This is a genomic window from Tsukamurella pseudospumae, assembly GCF_001575195.1.
GTDB lineage: Bacteria > Actinomycetota > Actinomycetes > Mycobacteriales > Mycobacteriaceae > Tsukamurella > Tsukamurella pseudospumae.
This window is the reverse complement of sequence record NZ_LSRF01000010.1, coordinates 17058-34281: the sequence shown is the minus strand read 5'-3', so window position 1 is coordinate 34281 and position 17224 is coordinate 17058. Positions and strand designations below refer to the sequence as shown.

Genomic DNA, 17224 nt, shown 5'->3' with positions numbered 1-17224 from the left:
CGCCGATGACGGTGCCGGACATCGGGAGCGCGGAGGGCGCGGCCGGCGGCGGGCCGGGCGGGGCGAAGGAACTGGTCGCCGCCCGGGCCCGCCTGTTGGACCGGGCGGCGGGCCCCCACGGGCTGGACCCCGCCGCGCTGCGCGGCGCGCTCGCGGACCTCGCCGAGGTGTGGCTGACCACCCACGGCACCGCCGCCGGGATCGGCCCGGACAGCGGGCTGGCGCTGGTCGCCGTCGGCGGGCTGGGCCGACGGGAACTCCTGCCGCACAGCGATTTCGACTTGCTGCTCGTGCACGACGACGGGCTCGATCCGGCGCGCGTCACCGCCGTCGCCGAGAGCATCTGGTATCCGCTCTGGGACGCGCACATCAAGCTCGACCACAGCGTCCGGACGGTGCCCGAGGCCGTCCGCGTCGCCCAGTCCGACCTGACCGCCGCGCTCGGCCTCCTCGACGCCCGCCACATCGTGGGCGACCAGGAGATCACCAACCTGCTGATCAGCGGGGTCCGCAAGCAGTGGCGCACCGACATCCGCACCCGCGTCGACGACCTCGTCGAGCAGGCCCGCGAGCGGTGGCGCCGCTCCGGCGAGATCGCCCACCGCGCCGAACCCGACCTCAAGAACGGCCGCGGCGGCATGCGCGACGTGCAGCTGCTGCAGGCGCTCTCGCTCGCCCAGCTGACGGACGGGATCCCGACACCGTCGGGCTCCCCGGGCGGCTCGACGGGCAACGACCTGGCCACCGCGTACGGCCGACTCCTGGACGTGCGCACCGAACTGCACCGCATCTCCGGGCGCGCCCGCGACCAGGTGCGCGCCCAGGAGGCCGACGAGATCGGTGCGGCGCTGCGCCTCGGCGACCGGTTCGACCTGGCCCGCACGATCAGTGACAGCGGCCGCACCGTCGCCTACGCCGTCGACGTCGGCATCCGGACCGCGCAGAACGCCCTGCCCCGGCGCGGCCTCTCGCGCCTGCGTCGTGCACCGGTGCGGCGCCCCCTCGCGGAGGGCGTGGTCGAGCACGCCGGCGAGGTCACCCTCGCCCGCGACGCCCGGCCCGACCGGGACCTCGGACTGACCGTGCGGGTCGCCGCCGCGGCCGCCGCGTCGGGCCTGCCGATGTCCGCCTCCACCCTGAGCCGCCTCGCCGAGGTGGCCCCCGCGCCCCGGAGTCCCTGGCCCGCGGAGACGGTCTCCGACTTCCTCGCCCTGCTCGGCGCCGGGCGCAGCGCCGTGCCCGTCATCGAGGCCCTCGACCGGACCGGGCTGTGGGGCCGCCTGCTCCCCGAATGGGGCGCCGTGCGCGACCTCCCGCCGCGCGACGCCGTGCATACGTGGACCGTCGACCGGCACCTCGTGGAGACCGCCGCATACGCCGCGAGCCGCGCCACCGACGTCGCCCGGCCGGATCTGCTCGCGCTCGGCGCGCTCCTGCACGACCTCGGCAAGGGCCGTGGTGGCGACCACAGCCTGATCGGCGCGGAGCTCGCCGAGGCGATCGCGACCCGCCTCGGCCTCGACCAGCGCGACACGGGGCTGCTCGCCGCCATGGTGCGGCACCACCTGCTGCTGCCCGCGGTCGCGACCCGGCGCGATCTCGACGATCCCGCGACCATCGAGACGGTCGCGGACAAGGTCGGCCGCGACCCGGTGCTGCTCGAACTGCTGTACGCGCTCGCCGAGGCGGACTCGCTGGCGACGGGGCCCGGCGTGTGGGGCGACTGGAAGTCCCGGCTCATCGGCGAACTGGTCCGCCGCACGGGCCGCGTGCTGGCGGGGGAGCCCGCGCCGCAGCCCGCGCCGGTGCCCGACGAGGTCGTCGCGCTCGCCGCCGCGGGCGGCACGCACGTGCGGATCACGCCCGCGCCGGCGCTCGGTCCGCACACCTTCACCGTCGTGGTCGTCGGTCCCGACCGGCGCGGCGTGCTCGCCCGCATGGCCGCCGTCCTTGCCCTCGCCGGACTGCGCGTGCACAGCGCGACCGTCGCGGGCGTCGAGGACTCCGCGGTGAACACCTTCGTCGTGGTCCCGACCTTCGGCGATCCGCCCGATCCCGCGGTCGTCCGGCAGCGCGTGCTGGCCGCGCTCGACGGTGCCGACGTGCTCGCCGAGCTGCGCGAACGCGAACACTCGGCCGCGGCCCCCGTCGACCGATCCGCCGCCGCGCCGCCGCTGCGGGTGGCCGCGCCGCCCCGGCTGCGCTGGTTCGACGGTGCGCCCGGCACCGTCGTCCTCGAGGTCCGGGCGGGGGACACCCCGGGCCTGCTCGCGCGGATCGCGGGCGCCCTCGACGACGCCGGACTCGACGTGCGCTGGGCCCGGGTCGCGACGCTCGGGGCCACCGTCGTGGACGCCTTCTGCCTCGCGGTCCCGGCCGACGAGCCGAGTCTCCGGGCCCGCGCGGAGGGTGCCGTCCTCGCCGTCCTGCCCGAGGCCGAGCCGCCCGCACCACCGGAGGGCGGGCAGACGCAGGGCTTTCGGTAGGCTGAAGCAATGTTCGAATCGCTCTCCGATCGGCTCACAGGCGCGCTCAAGGACCTGCGCGGCAAGGGCCGGCTCACCGACGCCGACATCGACTCGACGGCGCGCGAGATCCGCCTCGCGCTGCTCGAGGCCGATGTCGCGCTGCCCGTGGTGCGCGCCTTCGTCGCGCGGGTCAAGGAGCGGGCCAAGGGCCACGAGGTCTCTGCGGCGCTCAATCCCGCGCAGCAGATCGTCAAGATCGTCAACGAGGAGCTCGTCGGCATCCTCGGCGGCGAGACCCGGCGGCTCAACCTCGCCAAGACCCCGCCCACGGTGATCATGCTCGCGGGCCTGCAGGGCGCGGGTAAGACCACGCTCGCCGGCAAGCTCGCGCACTTCCTCAAGAAGCAGGGCCACACGCCCATGCTCGTGGCCTGCGACCTGCAGCGTCCGGGCGCGGTCGATCAGCTCAAGGTCGTCGGCGAGCGGGCGGGCGTGCCCACCTACGCGCCGCATCCCGGCACGTCGGTCGGCGGTGAGGGCGCCCTCGGCGTGAGCGCCGCGGACCCGGTCGAGGTGGCGCGCGGGGGCATCGCCGAGGCGAAGGCCAAGCAGCACGACGTGGTGATCGTCGACACCGCCGGCCGCCTCGGCATCGACGAGGAGCTCATGTGCCAGGCGCGGGGCATCCGCGACGCCGTGGACCCCGACGAGGTGCTCTTCGTCCTCGACGCCATGATCGGCCAGGACGCGGTGACCACCGCGCAGGCCTTCGCCGACGGCGTGGACTTCACCGGTGTCGTGCTCACCAAGCTCGACGGCGATGCCCGCGGAGGCGCCGCGCTCTCGGTCCGCGAGATCACCGGCAAGCCGATCCTGTTCGCGTCCACCGGCGAGAAGCTCGACGACTTCGACGTCTTCCACCCGGACCGGATGAGCTCCCGGATCCTCGGCATGGGTGATGTGCTCTCGCTCATCGAGCAGGCCGAGCAGCACATGGACCAGCAGAAGGCGGAGGCGGCGGCCGCCAAGATCACCTCCGGCGAGCTGACCCTCGAGGACTTCCTCGACCAGATGCTGATGATTCGCAAGATGGGCCCCATCGGGAACCTGCTGGGCATGCTGCCCGGCGCGGGCCAGATGAAGGACGCCCTCGCGGCCGTCGACGACAGTCAGCTCGACCGGATCCAGGCGATCATCCGCGGCATGACGCCCGCCGAGCGCAACGATCCGAAGATCATCAACGCCTCCCGCCGCCTGCGCATCGCCAAGGGCTCCGGTGTCACCGTCACCGACGTCAACCAGCTGGTCGACCGGTTCTTCGAGGCCCGCAAGATGATGTCGCAGATGGCCGGCTTCGGCGGCGGCGCCCCCAAGCGGCTGTCCAAGCGCAAGCAGAAGGGCAAGCAGGGCAAGAAGAACAACCGCGCCCGGCAGACCGGCCCCGCGGCGCCCCGGATGGGCGGCGGCTTCCCCGGCATGCCCGGGATGCCCGCCGGCATGGACCTCTCCGGCATGCCCAAGGGCCTCGACCAGCTGCCTCCGGGCCTCGAGGGCATCGACATGGCCGCGCTCGAGGAGCAGCTCCGTAAGAAGCGGTAGCGGGGTTACAGTTCCCGGGTGAGCGATCTGCACTTCTCCGGCGTCGTGCTGCCCGGCGGCGAGGGCGAGTTCTGGGTGTCCGACGGTGCCGTGCACCTGTCCCACCCGGGCACGACCGGTCCGTGGACCGAGTTGCGGGGCTACGCAGTGCCCGGCTACGTCGACGCGCACTGCCACGTCGGCATCGTCTCCGACGGCGAGCCGGACCTCGTCCGCGGCCGCGCCCTCGCGCTCGAGGACGTCGCGGTCGGGGTCACCGTCATCCGTGAACCGGGCTCCGACCTCGACACCTCGCCCCTCGACGGGCAGCCCGGCCTACCGCGATTCGTCCGGATGGGCCGGCACATCGCGCTGGTCAAGCGGTACACCCGCGGCCTCGGGGAGCAGCTCGAGGACCCCTCCGGGCTGGTCGCGGCCGTGCGTCGCCGCGCCGTCGAGGGACATCCGTGGATCAAGCTGGTGGGGGACTGGATCGACCGGTCCGTGGGCGATCTCGCGCCGCTGTGGCCCGACGACGTGCTCGCGGAGGCCGTCGCCGTCGCCCACGACGCGGGCGCCCGTGTGACGGCTCACGTCTTCGGCGAGGACGCCCTGCCCGGCCTGCTCGCCGCGGGCGTGGACGCGATCGAGCACGGCTCCGGGCTGGGGCCCGACACGATCGAGGTGATGGTGGAGAAGGGGATCGGCCTGGTGCCGACCATGATCCAGATCGAGAACTTCCCGTCGATCGCCGAGCCCGCCCGCGAGAAGTTCCCCACCTACTACCGGCACATGATGGCGCTGCACGACCGCCGCAAAGCGACCTTCCGGGCCGCATGGGAGGCGGGCGTCGCGATGTACGCCGGCACCGACGCCGGGGGCTTCAACGTGCACGGCGCACTGCCTCGGGAGATCACCGCCCTCGCCGCCGTGATGCCGCCCGAAGACGCGATCGCCGCCGCGTCGTGGCGCGCCCGGCAGTGGCTCGGCTTCGCCGGCATCGACGACGGTGCCCCCGCCGACCTCGTGATCTACGACGAGGACCCGCGGGTCGCGCTGGCGCACGGCGGGCTGCCGGCACCGTCGGCCGTGGTGGTGCGGGGCGCGCTGGCCTGAGCCTGCGCGGCACGTGCTCCCCAGCGGGACGAGGAGCCCGGTCGGGCCGCCCCGTTAGGGAGTGGTGACGGGCCGCTTCGCCGGCCGCGGGCGGCCGACCCACCACTGCGCCATCGGCGCCCGGCTGAGCAGCTCGACGATGCCGAGCGTCAGCGTGATGGTCACCAGGTAGGCGACGGCCGTGCCGAACGGGGAGGGGAGCACCGTGGTGAGCCACGGCGCACCGTCGCCCGACTTGGGCAGGAGCAGCACCGAGAGCACCATGACGTGCACGAGGAAGACGCCGAACGAGCGCTTCGCGCCGTACGAGGCGAACCGCGTCAGCCGCGGCAGGCGGTGCCGGTTGCGAGCGAGCAGCAGGCCCGTGGTGTACACCGCCGCGACCAGCGCGACGTAGAGCACGAAGTTCGCCGGCTGGAACACCGCCGAGGCCACGATCGGGGCGGTCTCATCGCTGAGGCGGACCCGGTAGAGCACCTGCGCCGCGACGGCCGTGCCGACCGCGAGCCCGAAGACGAGCGGCGCGTGCCGCAACAGCGCCGCCTCCACCCGTTCCCGGTGGAACGCCGTGATCACGCCGAGCAGGATGAAGAACTGGTACGGGACGAACGTGGCGTACAGGTGCCAGAAGTTCTCGCCCCACCAGCCGGTGGTCGGGTTCCAGTAGGTGGCAGCGATGTAGATCCCGACCTGGAGTGCGGCGCTCGCGAGCAGGATCCGACCGTGGAAGCGGCGGGTGCGGCGCACGAACCCGAAGATCAGCGGGAACAGCAGGTAGATCTGGATCGTGACGAAGATGAAGTACAGCTGGTAGCCGTTGAGACCACCCCACTTGAGGTTGTTCCAGAAGTCGCCGAGGCTCCGGGGGATCGCCGCGCCGTCACCGCGGACCGCCATGTCGTAGGCCCAGTAGGCGAAGGCCCAGATCACGAACGGGATCACCACCAGCTTCAGGCGCTTGCGCCAGAACCGGACCGGGCTCAGCTGCGCGCCGCGCTCGACGATCCCGTACGCCAGTACCAGGCCGGTCAGCGCGAAGAAGGCGTTCCGCGTGAAGTGCAGGTTCATCGCGATCGCGTTGGTGACGGTGCCGTTGACCTCGTCGTTGGTGTTCGTCAGCGTGTGGATGAACACCACCAGCAGGAAGGTGATCGTCCGGACGAAGTCGAGCTGGTGCAGGTAGCCGCCGCGGGGACGCGAGACCGCGGCGTCGCCGGTGATCACCGGTGACGGGGAGGTGCGGTCCAGGTGCGTGGCCATGGTGAAGAGTCTGTGATCCGATCCTGCGAGGTGGCTGTACGCGGCCTGGCAGTGGGCTACACCGGGCTGAGGTGCGGGCGCAGGCTGCAACGAACAGCCCCGAATTTACCCGCCGGTAACCTTCCGGCCGAGTGCAACGCACCGGAAGTGGCGCGCGTCACGCGGAGGTGACCGTGTTCGTGTGCCAGTCTAGCCGCGAGCGGAGGCCGGGGTCGTGAGCCGCGTGTCGGTGTCCCGCCCGAGTGGCGCTCAGTGGTGGAAGACGGTGCGCCGATCGGCGGGCCCGTCGGTCCGGCTGAGCCGGGTGAGCGCGGCGGCGAGATCGTCGCGGAGCCGGCCCGCCAGATCGCCCGAGAAGCCCTCGCGCACGACGATCCGGAGGACGGTGACAGCCTCCGCGTCCGCCGGCATCGTGTATGCCGGGACCTGCCATCCGTACGCGCGCAGTTCGTGCGAGACGTCGAAGGCCGTGAACGGCGCACCGTCGTCGATCGTCAGGGTGACGACGGGCAGGGCCGAGCCGTCGGTGACGACGTGCAGGTGCGGCAGGGCGCCGAGCTCCCTCGCCAGCCAGGTGGCGGTCCCGCGTAGGGCCCGCATCACCTTGGTGTAGCCGTCGCGTCCGAGACGGACGAAGTTGTAGTACTGGCCGATGATCTGTGCGCCGGGACGGGAGAAGTTGAGGGTGAAGGTCGGCATGTCGCCGCCGAGGTAGTTCACCCGGAACACGAGATCGTCGTCGAGCGCCGCGCGGTCGCGGAAGACGACGAAGCCGATGCCCGGGTAGGTGAGGCCGAACTTGTGGCCCGAGGCGTTGATCGACGCCACCCGCGGCACCCGGAAGTCCCACTGCAGGTCCGGGTCCAGGAACGGGGCGACGAAGCCGCCGCTGGCGGCGTCGACGTGCACCGGGACGTCCGGCCCGCCCTGCGCGGCGAGCTCGTCCAGCGCCGCGCACACGCCTGCGATGTCCTCGTACTCGCCCGTGAAGGTGGTGCCCAGGATCGTGACGGCGCCGATCGTGTGCTCGTCGACGGCGGCGCGCACCTGCTCGGGTGTGATGACATAGCGGCCGGGCTCGATCGGGAGGTACACGGGCTCGACGTCGAAGTAGCGGCAGAACTTCTCCCACACCACTTGCACGTTCGAGCCCAGGACCAGTTTCGGCCGAGTCGTGTCGAGGCCCTGCGCCTGCCGGGCCTTGCGCCACCGCCACTTGAGGGCGAGGCCGGCGAGCATGACCGCCTCGGACGAGCCGATGGTGGTCGTCCCGGTCGCCGACGCCGGGTCCGCCGGGTCGAGGCCGGGGGCGTGGAACAGGTCCGCGACGATCGCCACCGTGCGCGCGTCGATCGCCGAGGTGGCCGGGTACTCGTCGTGGTCGATGGCGTTCTTGTCGAAGGACTCGGCCATGAGGGTCTGCCCTTGCGGTTCCATCCAGGTCGTCACGAAGGTCGCGAGGTTCATCCGCGACTGCCCGTCCAGCATCAGCTCGTCGTGGATGAACCGGTAGGCCTCGGCCGATGTCGTCTCACCGTCCGCGAGCCGGGCGCGGGGGAGGGGGTCGGTGCCGAGCCGTCCGGCGTAGGCGGGGATGAGGACGGCGTCGTCGTCGAGCGGGTTGGTGGACATGACCGAACGCTACCGCCGCGGGCCGGCAGCGGCAGCGCGGGCGATTTCGCGCAGCTCGCGCGACATGGCACAATGGACCGCTGCTGACCGGCAGCGGCTGAGATACCGCCCGGCGGTCACGCATGAAGACGGCAAAACCGGGTGCGTTCATCCTGACGCATCGCTGAATTGCACACGTGACGACACACGAAGGAACACGACACATGGCTGTCAAGATCAAGCTCACGCGGCTCGGCAAGATCCGCAACCCGCAGTACCGGGTCGTCATCGCCGACGCGCGCACCCGCCGTAACGGCCGCGCGATCGAGTCGATCGGCAAGTACCACCCCAAGGAGGAGCCGTCGCTCATCGCGATCGACTCCGAGCGCGTGCAGTACTGGCTGGGCGTCGGCGCGCAGCCGACCGAGCCCGTGCTCGCCCTCCTGAAGATCACCGGTGACTGGCAGAAGTTCAAGGGCCTCCCCGGTGCCGAGGGCACCCTGCGCACCGCCGCCGAGAAGCCGTCCAAGCTGGACCTCTTCAACGCCGCCCTCGCCGCGGCCGACAACGAGCCCGCCGTGGCCGCCACCACGCCGAAGAAGAAGGCCGAGAAGAAGGCCGACGACGCCGCTGAGGCTCCGGCCGAGGCCGCCGCCGAGGCTCCGGCCGAGGGCGAGTAAATGAGTGCCGTCGTCGCTGATGCCGTCGAGCACCTCGTGCGCGGCATCGTGTCGAACCCGGACGACGTCCGCGTCGACCTCATCACCGGCCGTCGCGGTCGTGTGATCGAGGTCCACGTGAACCCGGACGACCTGGGCAAGGTGATCGGCCGCAGCGGCCGTACCGCCACCGCCCTGCGCACCCTCGTCACCGGCATCGGTGGCAAGGGCATCCGGATCGACGTCGTCGACACCGATCGGGTCCGCTGACCCGATGGAGCTCGTGATCGGCCGCGTGGCCAAGTCACACGGCATCCGCGGCGAACTCGTCGTCGAGGTGCGCACCGATTCGCCCGAGCTCCGCTTCGCGGACGGCGCCGTCCTCACCGGACGGCGCCCCCGCGAGAAGAACACCCGGACGTACACGGTGGCAGCCTCCCGGAACCATTCCGGGAGGCTGCTCGTGCGTCTGCAGGGTGTGAACGATCGCACTGCGGCCGACGAGCTGCGCGGCACCCTGTTCCTCATCGACTCCGCCGACGTCGAGCCGAGCGACGATCCGGACGAGTTCTACGACCACGAACTCGAGGGCCTCGCGGTGCGCACCGTCGGCGGTGACGACGTGGGCGTCATCGCCGAAGTCCTGCACGCACCCGGTGGGGAGCTGCTGTCGGTGAAGGCGCCCGACGGCCGCGAGATCCTCATCCCGTTCGTCACCGCGATCGTCCCCGACATCGACATCGCCGGTGGCGTCGTCACCGTCGACCCGCCCGAGGGGCTCCTGGACCCCGAATGATGCGCATCGACGTCATCACGATCTTCCCCGAGTACCTCGCGCCGCTGCGACAGGCGCTGCTCGGCAAGGCCGTCGACAAGGGCATCCTCGAGTTCGGCGTGCACGACCTGCGTGACTGGACCCACGATGTGCACAAGGCCGTCGACGACTCGCCCTACGGCGGCGGGCCCGGCATGGTCATGAAGCCCACCGTCTGGGGCCCCGCGCTCGACGACGTCTGCCCCGACGACGCGCTGCTCGTCGTCCCCACGCCCGCGGGCGTCCCCTTCACCCAGGCCATGGCGCACGAATGGGCGAACGAGGACCACATCGTCTTCGCCTGCGGCCGCTACGAGGGCATCGACCAGCGCGTCTTCGACGACGCCGCCCGGCGGGTCCGCGTGGTCGAGGTTTCCATCGGCGACTACGTGCTGATCGGCGGCGAGGTCGCCGTACTCGTCATGGTCGAGGCCTTCGGCCGACTCGTCCCCGGGGTGCTCGGCAACAAGCTCAGCCACCAGGACGACTCCTTCTCCGACGGTGCCGGCGGCCTCCTCGAGGGCCCTTCGTACACGCGCCCCGAGACCTGGCGCGACCTGACAGTGCCACCTGTGCTGCTGTCCGGCGACCACGCCAAGGTCGCGCAGTGGCGCCGCGAGCAGTCCCGCGCGCGGACCGCGGACCGTCGACCGGACCTCCTCCCACCTGCGCAGAGCTCCTGACGACCGGCGTGGTCACCGGATCCACCGCCGCTGCGAGTGGTGGGTGGCGCGCCGTCGCACCCCGACGCGTGTAGTACTGCAAAGGCAGAGTGGTTGCGGGCGGTACCGTCGAGTCCGACGGGGCGGTGGGTGCCGCCCGCGCTCGAGTGGAGGGAGGGGCGTTGACCCGGATCCTGATCGCCGACGACGGCCGGCGCCCGCCGCACGAGGTCCACATCAGCGCGCTGAGGCGCACGGTGGACGCGCCCTTGGGTGCCGCGTCCGTCGAGGCGCGGCGCGGCCACGGCCACCGGATCCGCTCGTGAGGCGCCTCGGGTCCGTCCGGATGCAGCTCGCGCTGTTGACGTGCGTCGTCGTGTTCAGCGGCCCGTCGGCGCCATCGAGCGGCGCCTCCGTGAGCTCTCCTCCGGTGACCTGAGCCTGCGGGTCCCCGAGCCCGCGGGTGACGACGAGGTGGCTCGTCTGGCCCGGACCATGAACGACACGCTGGAGCTGCTGCAGGAATCGTCCGACCGCCAGCTGCGGTTCGTCGCCGACGCGGCGCACGAGCTGCGCGGACCGATCGGCGCCGTCCGCGCCGACCTCGAGGTGGCGGCGGCGTATCCGGATCAGGTGGACCCCGTCGTCGCGGTCCGCGAAGCACTGATCGACGTGGACCGGCTGCAGTCGGTGGCCACCGACCTGCTGACGCTCGCCCGGCTCGAGGCGGGGGAGAAGCCCAAACGGGAGATCCTGCCGCTGTTCGAGGTGCTCGGGCCCGTGCGGCCCCCGACGGACGTCGAGTACACCGTCGACGTCGATCCCGCGACCCTCGTCGTGGGCTCCCGGCAGCAGGTGACGCGGCTCCTCCAGAACCTCGTCGACAACGCGGCGCGGCACGCCCGGTCGGCCGTGTCGCTCACCGTCCGGGAGGTCGACGGTGCCGTCGTCCTCGACGTCGACGACGACGGGACCGGCATCGCGCCGGAGCATCGCGAGCAGGTCTTCACCCCGTTCCTGCGACTCGACGAGGGCAGGTCCCGAGACGACGGCGGCTCCGGCCTCGGGCTGGCCATCGCCGCCGAGATCGTGCGGGCCCACGAGGGAGCGATCCGGGTCGGGGAGTCGCCGTCGGGCGGGGCGCGGCTGCGCGTGGAACTGCCCGCACCGGCGCCGATTCCGTAGATCGGCCCCGGCGCGTCGCGCGTCGCGGCATGATGGCCGGAGCGGGCGTGGGGGCGCCCGGGATGGGCGGGGAATCATGGCTGTCGTCGACAATGCTCGCGGTGCCGCCGCCCTCTTGGCGGAGGTCGAGCGGCGCGAGGCCGAGTTGGCCCGCCTCGACGAGGAGTTCCGCACCGCACGGGTCACCGCACGCTCGCAGGACCGCACGGTGGCGGTCACCGTCGATGTGCGCGGGCGCCTGGTCGAGGTCGAACTCGCGCCGGCGTCGGCCCGGGCGCACCCGCCGGAACGGCTGGGGCCCTTGATCGTCGAGCTCGCGGAGCGCGCGGCCGATTCGCTGCGCGAGCACTACGCGCGGCGCGCCCAGATCGCCCGGACGCCCGCATGATCTTCGACCTGGAACCGGCGGCGTGGGAGCGGCTCGCGCGCACCGTCGACGCTCTCGCCGAGGCGATCCCCGCGCCGGCCGCCCTTCCGTTCCCCGAGGACAGGTATGCGCGCGCACTCGGCGCGGCCCCCGTCGTCTCCGACGCAGCGGCGCGCGAGCTGCATGCGTCGTCCGTCGCGGAGCTCCGGGCGCTCGCCGAGCGGATCCGCACCGGCGCCCGGACCGCGATGGCTGCGGATCAGGCCGCCGCGGAGGCGATCGAGGCCGCGGGATGACCGCCCCCGAGTTCTGGCCCCGCTCGCCCGGCGAGTTCACCGGCGCCGCCGAGCAGTACCGTGCCGCGCACGCCGAGGCGCGGCGGATCGCCGCCCGGCTGGGCGTGCGGGCACCGTCGGACGTGTTGGTCCGGGCCGGCGAGCTCGACGATGCCAGAGCGGCCCTCGTCGGCGACTACGCGGTCCTCGTCGACGAGACGCGCTCGCGGATGACCGGCATCGCCGCCCGGACCGGGCTCGCGCGTCTCGAGGCCCGCGGCGGCCGTCCGCCCGGAGATCCGGCGGCGGACGAGGCCGCGGACCTGGCCGACCTGCGGGGCCGGGCCGAGGCGGAGGATGCGGCGGAGGAGGCCGAGCGACGGTCCGCGGCCCTCGCCGCGGGGCACGGTTCCGCCGTCGGCACGATGGCGCCCCTGGCCGGTCTGGGCATGCTCGGCCGGTCGCTCGGGTCCGACGGTGCCCACCGCGCGGCGCACTACGCCGTGCCGGCCGCGGCCCCCGCGGACCTGGACCTGCGGCTGCGGGAGCTGTGCGGGGCGATCGGCGGCGCGGCGCGGAACTGGGTGCGGATCGCGGTCGCGGAGGTCGTGGACGAAGCGGGCCGGCCCTGGCGGCTCATCGGCACCACCGAACTCGACGGCTACCTGCGGCCCGGCGTGGTGCTGCGCGACGGCGAGCTCGCCGCGGGCAACGAGGAATGGCCGGAGCTGTCCATCGCCACCTTCTGCGCCGCCCGCGGCTTCGCCCCCGGCCCGGTAGTCGGCGCGATCCTGCCGCCCGACGAGGTGTGCGATCACCTGCGCGCGTCGGGCTTCGCGCCGAGCTGGTCGGGCGACGCGTGGGCCACGGGAGGAGGGGACGCCGATGCACAGGTCGACTAGCCTGCCGGAGCTGGCGGATGCGGTCGCCGCCGTGGCCGCGGATCGTCGGCACGCCGCGGGCGTGACCCTCGTGGCCGGCGCGCTGGATCGCGCGGCGGATCCGCGGCTCGACGACGCCGGCGAGGTACTCCTCGACGAACGACGGGCGCCGGGGTCCCGGCGCGGGGAGGCGCACCGTCTGGCCGCGGCGGTCGAGCGTCTCGACCGGGCCGCCCACCGGTGCCGTCGCGACGGTGACCACACCGGCTACGTCCTGGGCTTTCAGGCGGCGCGGGCGCTGTCGGCGTTGCACTTCCTCGTCCGCGACGGCGGGGAGGCGTTGGCCGATGTCGCGTACGAGGCGGTGATGGTGTGCGGCGCCACGGAGCCGGTGATCGCCGAACTCGTCGGTGGCCGCCGGTAGGGTGGCCGCGTGAATTCGAGCGCGCCGAGCAAGTCCGTATCCGCCCGCATCGCCGAGGAGCTCTCGGTGGGGGAGAACCAGGTGGCCGCAGCGATCCAGCTGCTGGACGAGGGGTCGACGGTGCCGTTCATCGCCCGGTACCGCAAGGAGGTCACGGGCAGCCTCGACGATGCGCAGCTGCGTGCCCTCGAGGAGCGGCTCGGCTACATGCGGGAACTCGACGACCGCCGGGCCGCCGTCATCGCCTCGATCGAGGAGCAGGGCAAGCTCACGCCCGAGCTCCGGGCGGCATTGCTCGCCGCCGACACCAAGGCCCGTGTCGAGGACATCTACCTGCCGTACAAGGTCAAGCGGCGCACCAAGGCGCAGATCGCGCGCGAGAACGGCCTCGCCCCGCTGGCCGAACGGCTGCTGGCCGATCCCACGCTGGTTCCCGAGGAGCTGGCGGGGGAGTTCCTCGGCGAGAACGTCGCGGACGCGGCGGCCGCGCTCGAGGGCGCGCGGCACATCCTCGTCGAGCGGGCGTCCGAGGACGCGGAGCTCGTCGGCACGGTCCGCGAGAAGTTCTGGGGCGACTCGACCCTGCGCACCGGCGTGCGCGAGGGCGCGGACCCGCAGAAGGCGCAGAAGTTCCGCGACTACTTCGAGTTCTCCGAGCCGCTCGACCAGATGCCCAGCCACCGCGTGCTGGCCGTGCTGCGCGGGGAGAAGGAGGAGGTGCTCTCTCTGCAGTTCGACGGCGGTGAGGACGCCGATTACGAGGCGATGGTCGCGGCCGTGCTGGGGATCTCGAACCAGGGCCGGCCGGCCGACAAGTGGCTGGGCACCGTCGCGCGGTGGGCGTGGCGCACCAAGCTGATGGTCTCCGCGACCGTCGACGCCCGCACCCGGCTGCGGCAGCGCGCCGAGGAGGACGCGGTGAACGTGTTCGCGACCAACCTCAAGGACCTGCTGCTGGCCGCGCCGGCGGGCACCCGGCCCACGCTGGGGCTCGACCCGGGCTTCCGCAACGGCGTGAAGACCGCCGTGGTCGACGGCACGGGCAAGGTGCTGGACACGCTCATCATCTACCCGCACCAGCCGCAGAACCAGTGGGACAAGAGCAAGGCGCTGCTGGCGGCCCTCATCGCCCGGCACGACGTGGAGCTCGTGGCGATCGGCAACGGCACCGCCTCGCGGGAGACCGACGCGTTGACCACCGAGCTGCTCGGGGAGATCAAGAAGACCGGCGCGCGCGTCCCCGCGAAGGCCGTCGTCAGCGAGGCCGGCGCGTCGATCTACTCCGCGTCGGAGTACGCCTCGCAGGAACTGCCGGACATGGACGTCTCGCTCCGCGGCGCCGTGTCCATCGCCCGCCGGCTGCAGGACCCGCTCGCCGAGCTGGTGAAGATCGACCCCAAGTCGATCGGCGTGGGCCAGTACCAGCACGACGTGTCGCAGGCCAGCCTCGCGAAGTCGCTGGACGCGGTGGTCGAAGACGCGGTGAACGCCGTCGGGGTGGACCTGAACACCGCGTCGGTGCCGCTGCTCGCGCGCGTGTCGGGCGTCTCCGAGTCGCTGGCCGCGGCGATCGTCGCGTACCGCGACCGGTCCGGCGCCTTCCGCAGCCGGTCCGGCCTGCTGGACGTCCCGCGGCTCGGCCCGAAGGCATTCGAGCAGTGCGCCGGCTTCCTCCGCATCCGCGGCGGCGACGACCCGCTGGACGCGTCCGGCGTGCACCCCGAGGCGTACCCGGTCGTGCGGAAGATCCTGGACCGCTCGGGTCTGCAGCTGGCCGAGCTCATCGGCAACAGTGCGGCGCTGGCGAAGCTGCGCCCGGCCGATCTGGTCGCCGAGCTCGCCCTCGAGTTCGGGTCGGAGCGGTTCGGTGTGCCGACGGTGACCGATATCCTCGCCGAGCTCGACAAGCCCGGCCGGGATCCGCGTCCGGCGTTCGCCACCGCGACCTTCGCCGCGGGGGTGGAGAAGGTGTCCGACCTGAAGCCGGGCATGGTGCTCGAGGGCGTGGTGACCAACGTGGCCGCCTTCGGCGCGTTCATCGACGTGGGCGTGCACCAGGACGGCCTCGTCCACGTCTCCGCGATGTCCGACCGGTACGTCTCCGACCCGCACGAGGTGGTCAAGTCCGGCCAGGTGGTCAAGGTCAAGGTGGTGGACGTGGACGTCGAGCGCCAGCGGATCGGTCTCTCGCTCCGCCTGAACGACGATGCCGCCCCCAAGCAGCGCGGCCCGCGCGACGGCGGGCAGCGAGGCGGTGACCGCGGCGATCGCGGCGGCCAGCGCGGCGATCGTGGTGGACAGCCGCGCGGTGGGCAGGGCCGGGGAGGCCACGGCGGGCAGAACCGTGGTGGCCAGCAGGGCGGCCGCGGGCAGCGCGGCGGGCGGGAGCAGGCACCGTCGGGCTCGATGGCCGACGCGCTGCGCCAGGCCGGCTTCGGCAAGTAGCGCCGCGCGGCGTTCCGACCTGCGGTGACGGTCCGCGCCGTAGGTTGGAGGCATGTCCACCTGGTTCCGGCACGACATCGTGGAGGCGGGACGGCTGCCGCTGTTCGCCTTCTTCGTCGGGCTGATCGTGGGCTTCGTGTGCATCCGGATCAGCGTGCGGCTGATCCGGGCGAACGTGCGGTGGTGGTTCGGCAATGTCACGCCCGGCGGCCTGCACGTGCACCACATGGTGTTCGGCGTGGTGCTCTGCATGGGCTCGGCGATCGGCCTCATCGCGAACTTCGACAAGGCCACCCAGACGACGGCCGCGGTACTGGCCGGAGTCTTCGGGCTGGGCGCGGCGCTGATCCTCGACGAGTTCGCGCTGATCCTCTACCTGCGCGACGTGTACTGGCAGGAGGAGGGGCGCGCCTCCGTCGACGCCGTGTTCGTCGCGGTCGCGGTGACGGGGCTGCTCCTGCTCGGGCTGCGGCCCCTGGACCTCGTGGACATCGCGGGGTTCCGCGACTCGCCCGAGCGGGCGGCGCAGATCCTGTTCGGCGTGATCAGTCTCGGGACGGCAGCGATCGTGCTGCTCAAAGGCAAGATCTGGACCGGGCTCGTCGGCCTGTTCTTCTTCCCGCTGCTGCTCATCGGCGCGATCCGGCTGGCGCGGCCGGGCTCGCCGTGGGCGCGCTGGCGGTACGAGACGAGCTCCCGGCGGATGCTGCGCGCGCTGCGCCGCGAGCGGCGGGTCCGCCGACCGCTGATCCGCGCGAAGATCGCGGTGCAGGAGCTGATGGCCGGCCGTCCGGACCTGCTGCCGCACCTGCGGGAGGATGCGGAGCGCGAGCTGGATCGCACCGTCGTGCCCGCGCCGGCGCCGCCCCGTCGACCCAGGTCCATGGCCCGCCGCCTGACGATTTCGAAGAACCGGCGCCGATCTGGCACAATCAACAGGTTGCCCGGGCTGCGTGCTGCCCGGGTGTATCCGACTGCGGAGCAGTCGGCAGGACAGGAGTACGAACCGGTCGAACCCCCGCGGCAGTAGCCGCGACGGGCCGCCAGGGTCCTCTGCTCACGAAGACATGTAAGAAACGGATGATCCAGCGATGAACACGCTCGACTTCATTGACCAGCAGTCCCTGCGCAGCGATGTGCCCGACTTCCGCCCCGGCGACACCCTTGACGTGCACGTCAAGGTCATCGAGGGCAGCAAGGAGCGCGTCCAGGTGTTCAAGGGCGTCGTGATCCGCCGCCAGGGCGGCGGCGTGCGCGAGACCTTCACGGTGCGCAAGGTTTCCTTCGGCGTCGGTGTGGAGCGCACCTTCCCCGTGCACTCCCCGAACATCGCCAAGATCGACGTCCTCACCCGTGGTGACGTCCGTCGCGCGAAGCTGTACTACCTGCGCGACCTGCGCGGTAAGGCCGCCAAGATCAAGGAGAAGCGCTGACACCAGCGCCGGTCACCGTCCGCCTGGACGAGACCGACCCGCCTGC

18 protein-coding genes are annotated in these 17224 nt (G+C 72.6%); 16 read left to right on the top strand and 2 right to left on the bottom strand.

All coding sequences use genetic code 11. The features are described from left to right. The first annotated feature begins 5 nt into the window (after positions 1-5). Genes AXK60_RS07415 through AXK60_RS07405 form a run of 3 tightly spaced genes read left to right on the top strand, consistent with a single transcriptional unit; the run spans position 6 to position 5162 of the window. The gene (locus tag AXK60_RS07415; RefSeq protein ID WP_068570422.1) at positions 6-2486 is read left to right on the top strand and encodes a [protein-PII] uridylyltransferase; all 2481 of its coding nucleotides are present in this window, start codon (positions 6-8) and stop codon (positions 2484-2486) included. Between the two features lie 9 nt (positions 2487-2495). Continuing rightward, a complete protein-coding gene (gene ffh, locus AXK60_RS07410; RefSeq protein ID WP_068570421.1) occupies positions 2496-4067 on the top strand; it encodes a signal recognition particle protein in 1572 nt (523 codons plus the stop codon). Between the two features lie 18 nt (positions 4068-4085). After that, on the top strand, positions 4086-5162 hold the full coding sequence (locus AXK60_RS07405) for an amidohydrolase family protein (RefSeq protein ID WP_175399953.1): 1077 nt from the start codon (positions 4086-4088) through the stop codon (positions 5160-5162). 54 nt (positions 5163-5216) lie between these two features. On the opposite strand, the gene AXK60_RS07400 is transcribed toward AXK60_RS07405, so the two are convergent. After that, positions 5217-6422: an acyltransferase gene (locus AXK60_RS07400; RefSeq protein WP_068570420.1), complete on the bottom strand. Its 1206-nt coding sequence runs from the start codon at positions 6420-6422 to the stop codon at positions 5217-5219. A 249-nt stretch (positions 6423-6671) separates the two neighbouring features. Further along, complete coding sequence (gad, locus tag AXK60_RS07395; RefSeq protein ID WP_068570419.1) at positions 6672-8054, bottom strand: glutamate decarboxylase; 1383 nt, start codon at positions 8052-8054, stop codon at positions 6672-6674. Between the two features lie 203 nt (positions 8055-8257). Here gad and rpsP point away from each other — a divergent pair, with 203 nt between their 5' ends. The 13 genes from rpsP (at position 8258) to rplS (ending at position 17178) form a co-directional block, all read left to right on the top strand. Next, positions 8258-8713, top strand: a complete 456-nt coding sequence (gene rpsP, locus AXK60_RS07390; RefSeq protein ID WP_068570418.1) for a 30S ribosomal protein S16 — start codon at positions 8258-8260, stop codon at positions 8711-8713. After that, positions 8714-8962, top strand: coding sequence for an RNA-binding protein (locus tag AXK60_RS07385; protein WP_013126270.1), 249 nt, complete (start codon positions 8714-8716; stop codon positions 8960-8962). A gap of 4 nt (positions 8963-8966) precedes the next feature. Further along, a complete protein-coding gene (gene rimM / locus AXK60_RS07380; protein WP_068570417.1) occupies positions 8967-9488 on the top strand; it encodes a ribosome maturation factor RimM in 522 nt (173 codons plus the stop codon). Further along, on the top strand, positions 9488-10189 hold the full coding sequence (gene trmD, locus AXK60_RS07375; RefSeq protein ID WP_068570441.1) for a tRNA (guanosine(37)-N1)-methyltransferase TrmD: 702 nt from the start codon (positions 9488-9490) through the stop codon (positions 10187-10189). Before rimM ends, trmD begins: the two co-directional genes overlap by 1 nt. 161 nt (positions 10190-10350) lie before the next feature. After that, positions 10351-10494 (top strand): hypothetical protein, encoded by a 144-nt coding sequence (locus tag AXK60_RS26840; RefSeq protein WP_175399952.1) that lies wholly within the window; start codon positions 10351-10353, stop codon positions 10492-10494. Positions 10495-10534: 40 nt separating this feature from the next. Further along, positions 10535-11353 (top strand): sensor histidine kinase, encoded by an 819-nt coding sequence (locus AXK60_RS07370; RefSeq protein WP_068570416.1) that lies wholly within the window; start codon positions 10535-10537, stop codon positions 11351-11353. Positions 11354-11429: 76 nt separating this feature from the next. After that, a complete protein-coding gene (locus tag AXK60_RS07365; RefSeq protein ID WP_068570415.1) occupies positions 11430-11741 on the top strand; it encodes a YbaB/EbfC family nucleoid-associated protein in 312 nt (103 codons plus the stop codon). After that, positions 11738-12016: a hypothetical protein gene (locus tag AXK60_RS07360; protein WP_068570414.1), complete on the top strand. Its 279-nt coding sequence runs from the start codon at positions 11738-11740 to the stop codon at positions 12014-12016. Before AXK60_RS07365 ends, AXK60_RS07360 begins: the two co-directional genes overlap by 4 nt. Continuing rightward, entirely contained in the window at positions 12013-12897 is an 885-nt protein-coding gene (locus AXK60_RS07355) for a hypothetical protein (RefSeq protein ID WP_068570413.1), read from the top strand. The genes AXK60_RS07360 and AXK60_RS07355 overlap by 4 nt, the downstream gene beginning before the upstream one ends. Next, positions 12881-13300 (top strand): hypothetical protein, encoded by a 420-nt coding sequence (locus AXK60_RS07350; protein ID WP_068570412.1) that lies wholly within the window; start codon positions 12881-12883, stop codon positions 13298-13300. Before AXK60_RS07355 ends, AXK60_RS07350 begins: the two co-directional genes overlap by 17 nt. Before the next feature lie 9 nt (positions 13301-13309). Then, positions 13310-15745: a Tex family protein gene (locus AXK60_RS07345; RefSeq protein WP_068570411.1), complete on the top strand. Its 2436-nt coding sequence runs from the start codon at positions 13310-13312 to the stop codon at positions 15743-15745. A gap of 52 nt (positions 15746-15797) precedes the next feature. Next, entirely contained in the window at positions 15798-16775 is a 978-nt protein-coding gene (locus AXK60_RS07340; RefSeq protein WP_068570410.1) for a hypothetical protein, read from the top strand. Between the two features lie 61 nt (positions 16776-16836). Then, positions 16837-17178: a 50S ribosomal protein L19 gene (gene rplS / locus AXK60_RS07335; RefSeq protein WP_019203499.1), complete on the top strand. Its 342-nt coding sequence runs from the start codon at positions 16837-16839 to the stop codon at positions 17176-17178. The last annotated feature ends 46 nt before the right edge of the window (positions 17179-17224 follow it).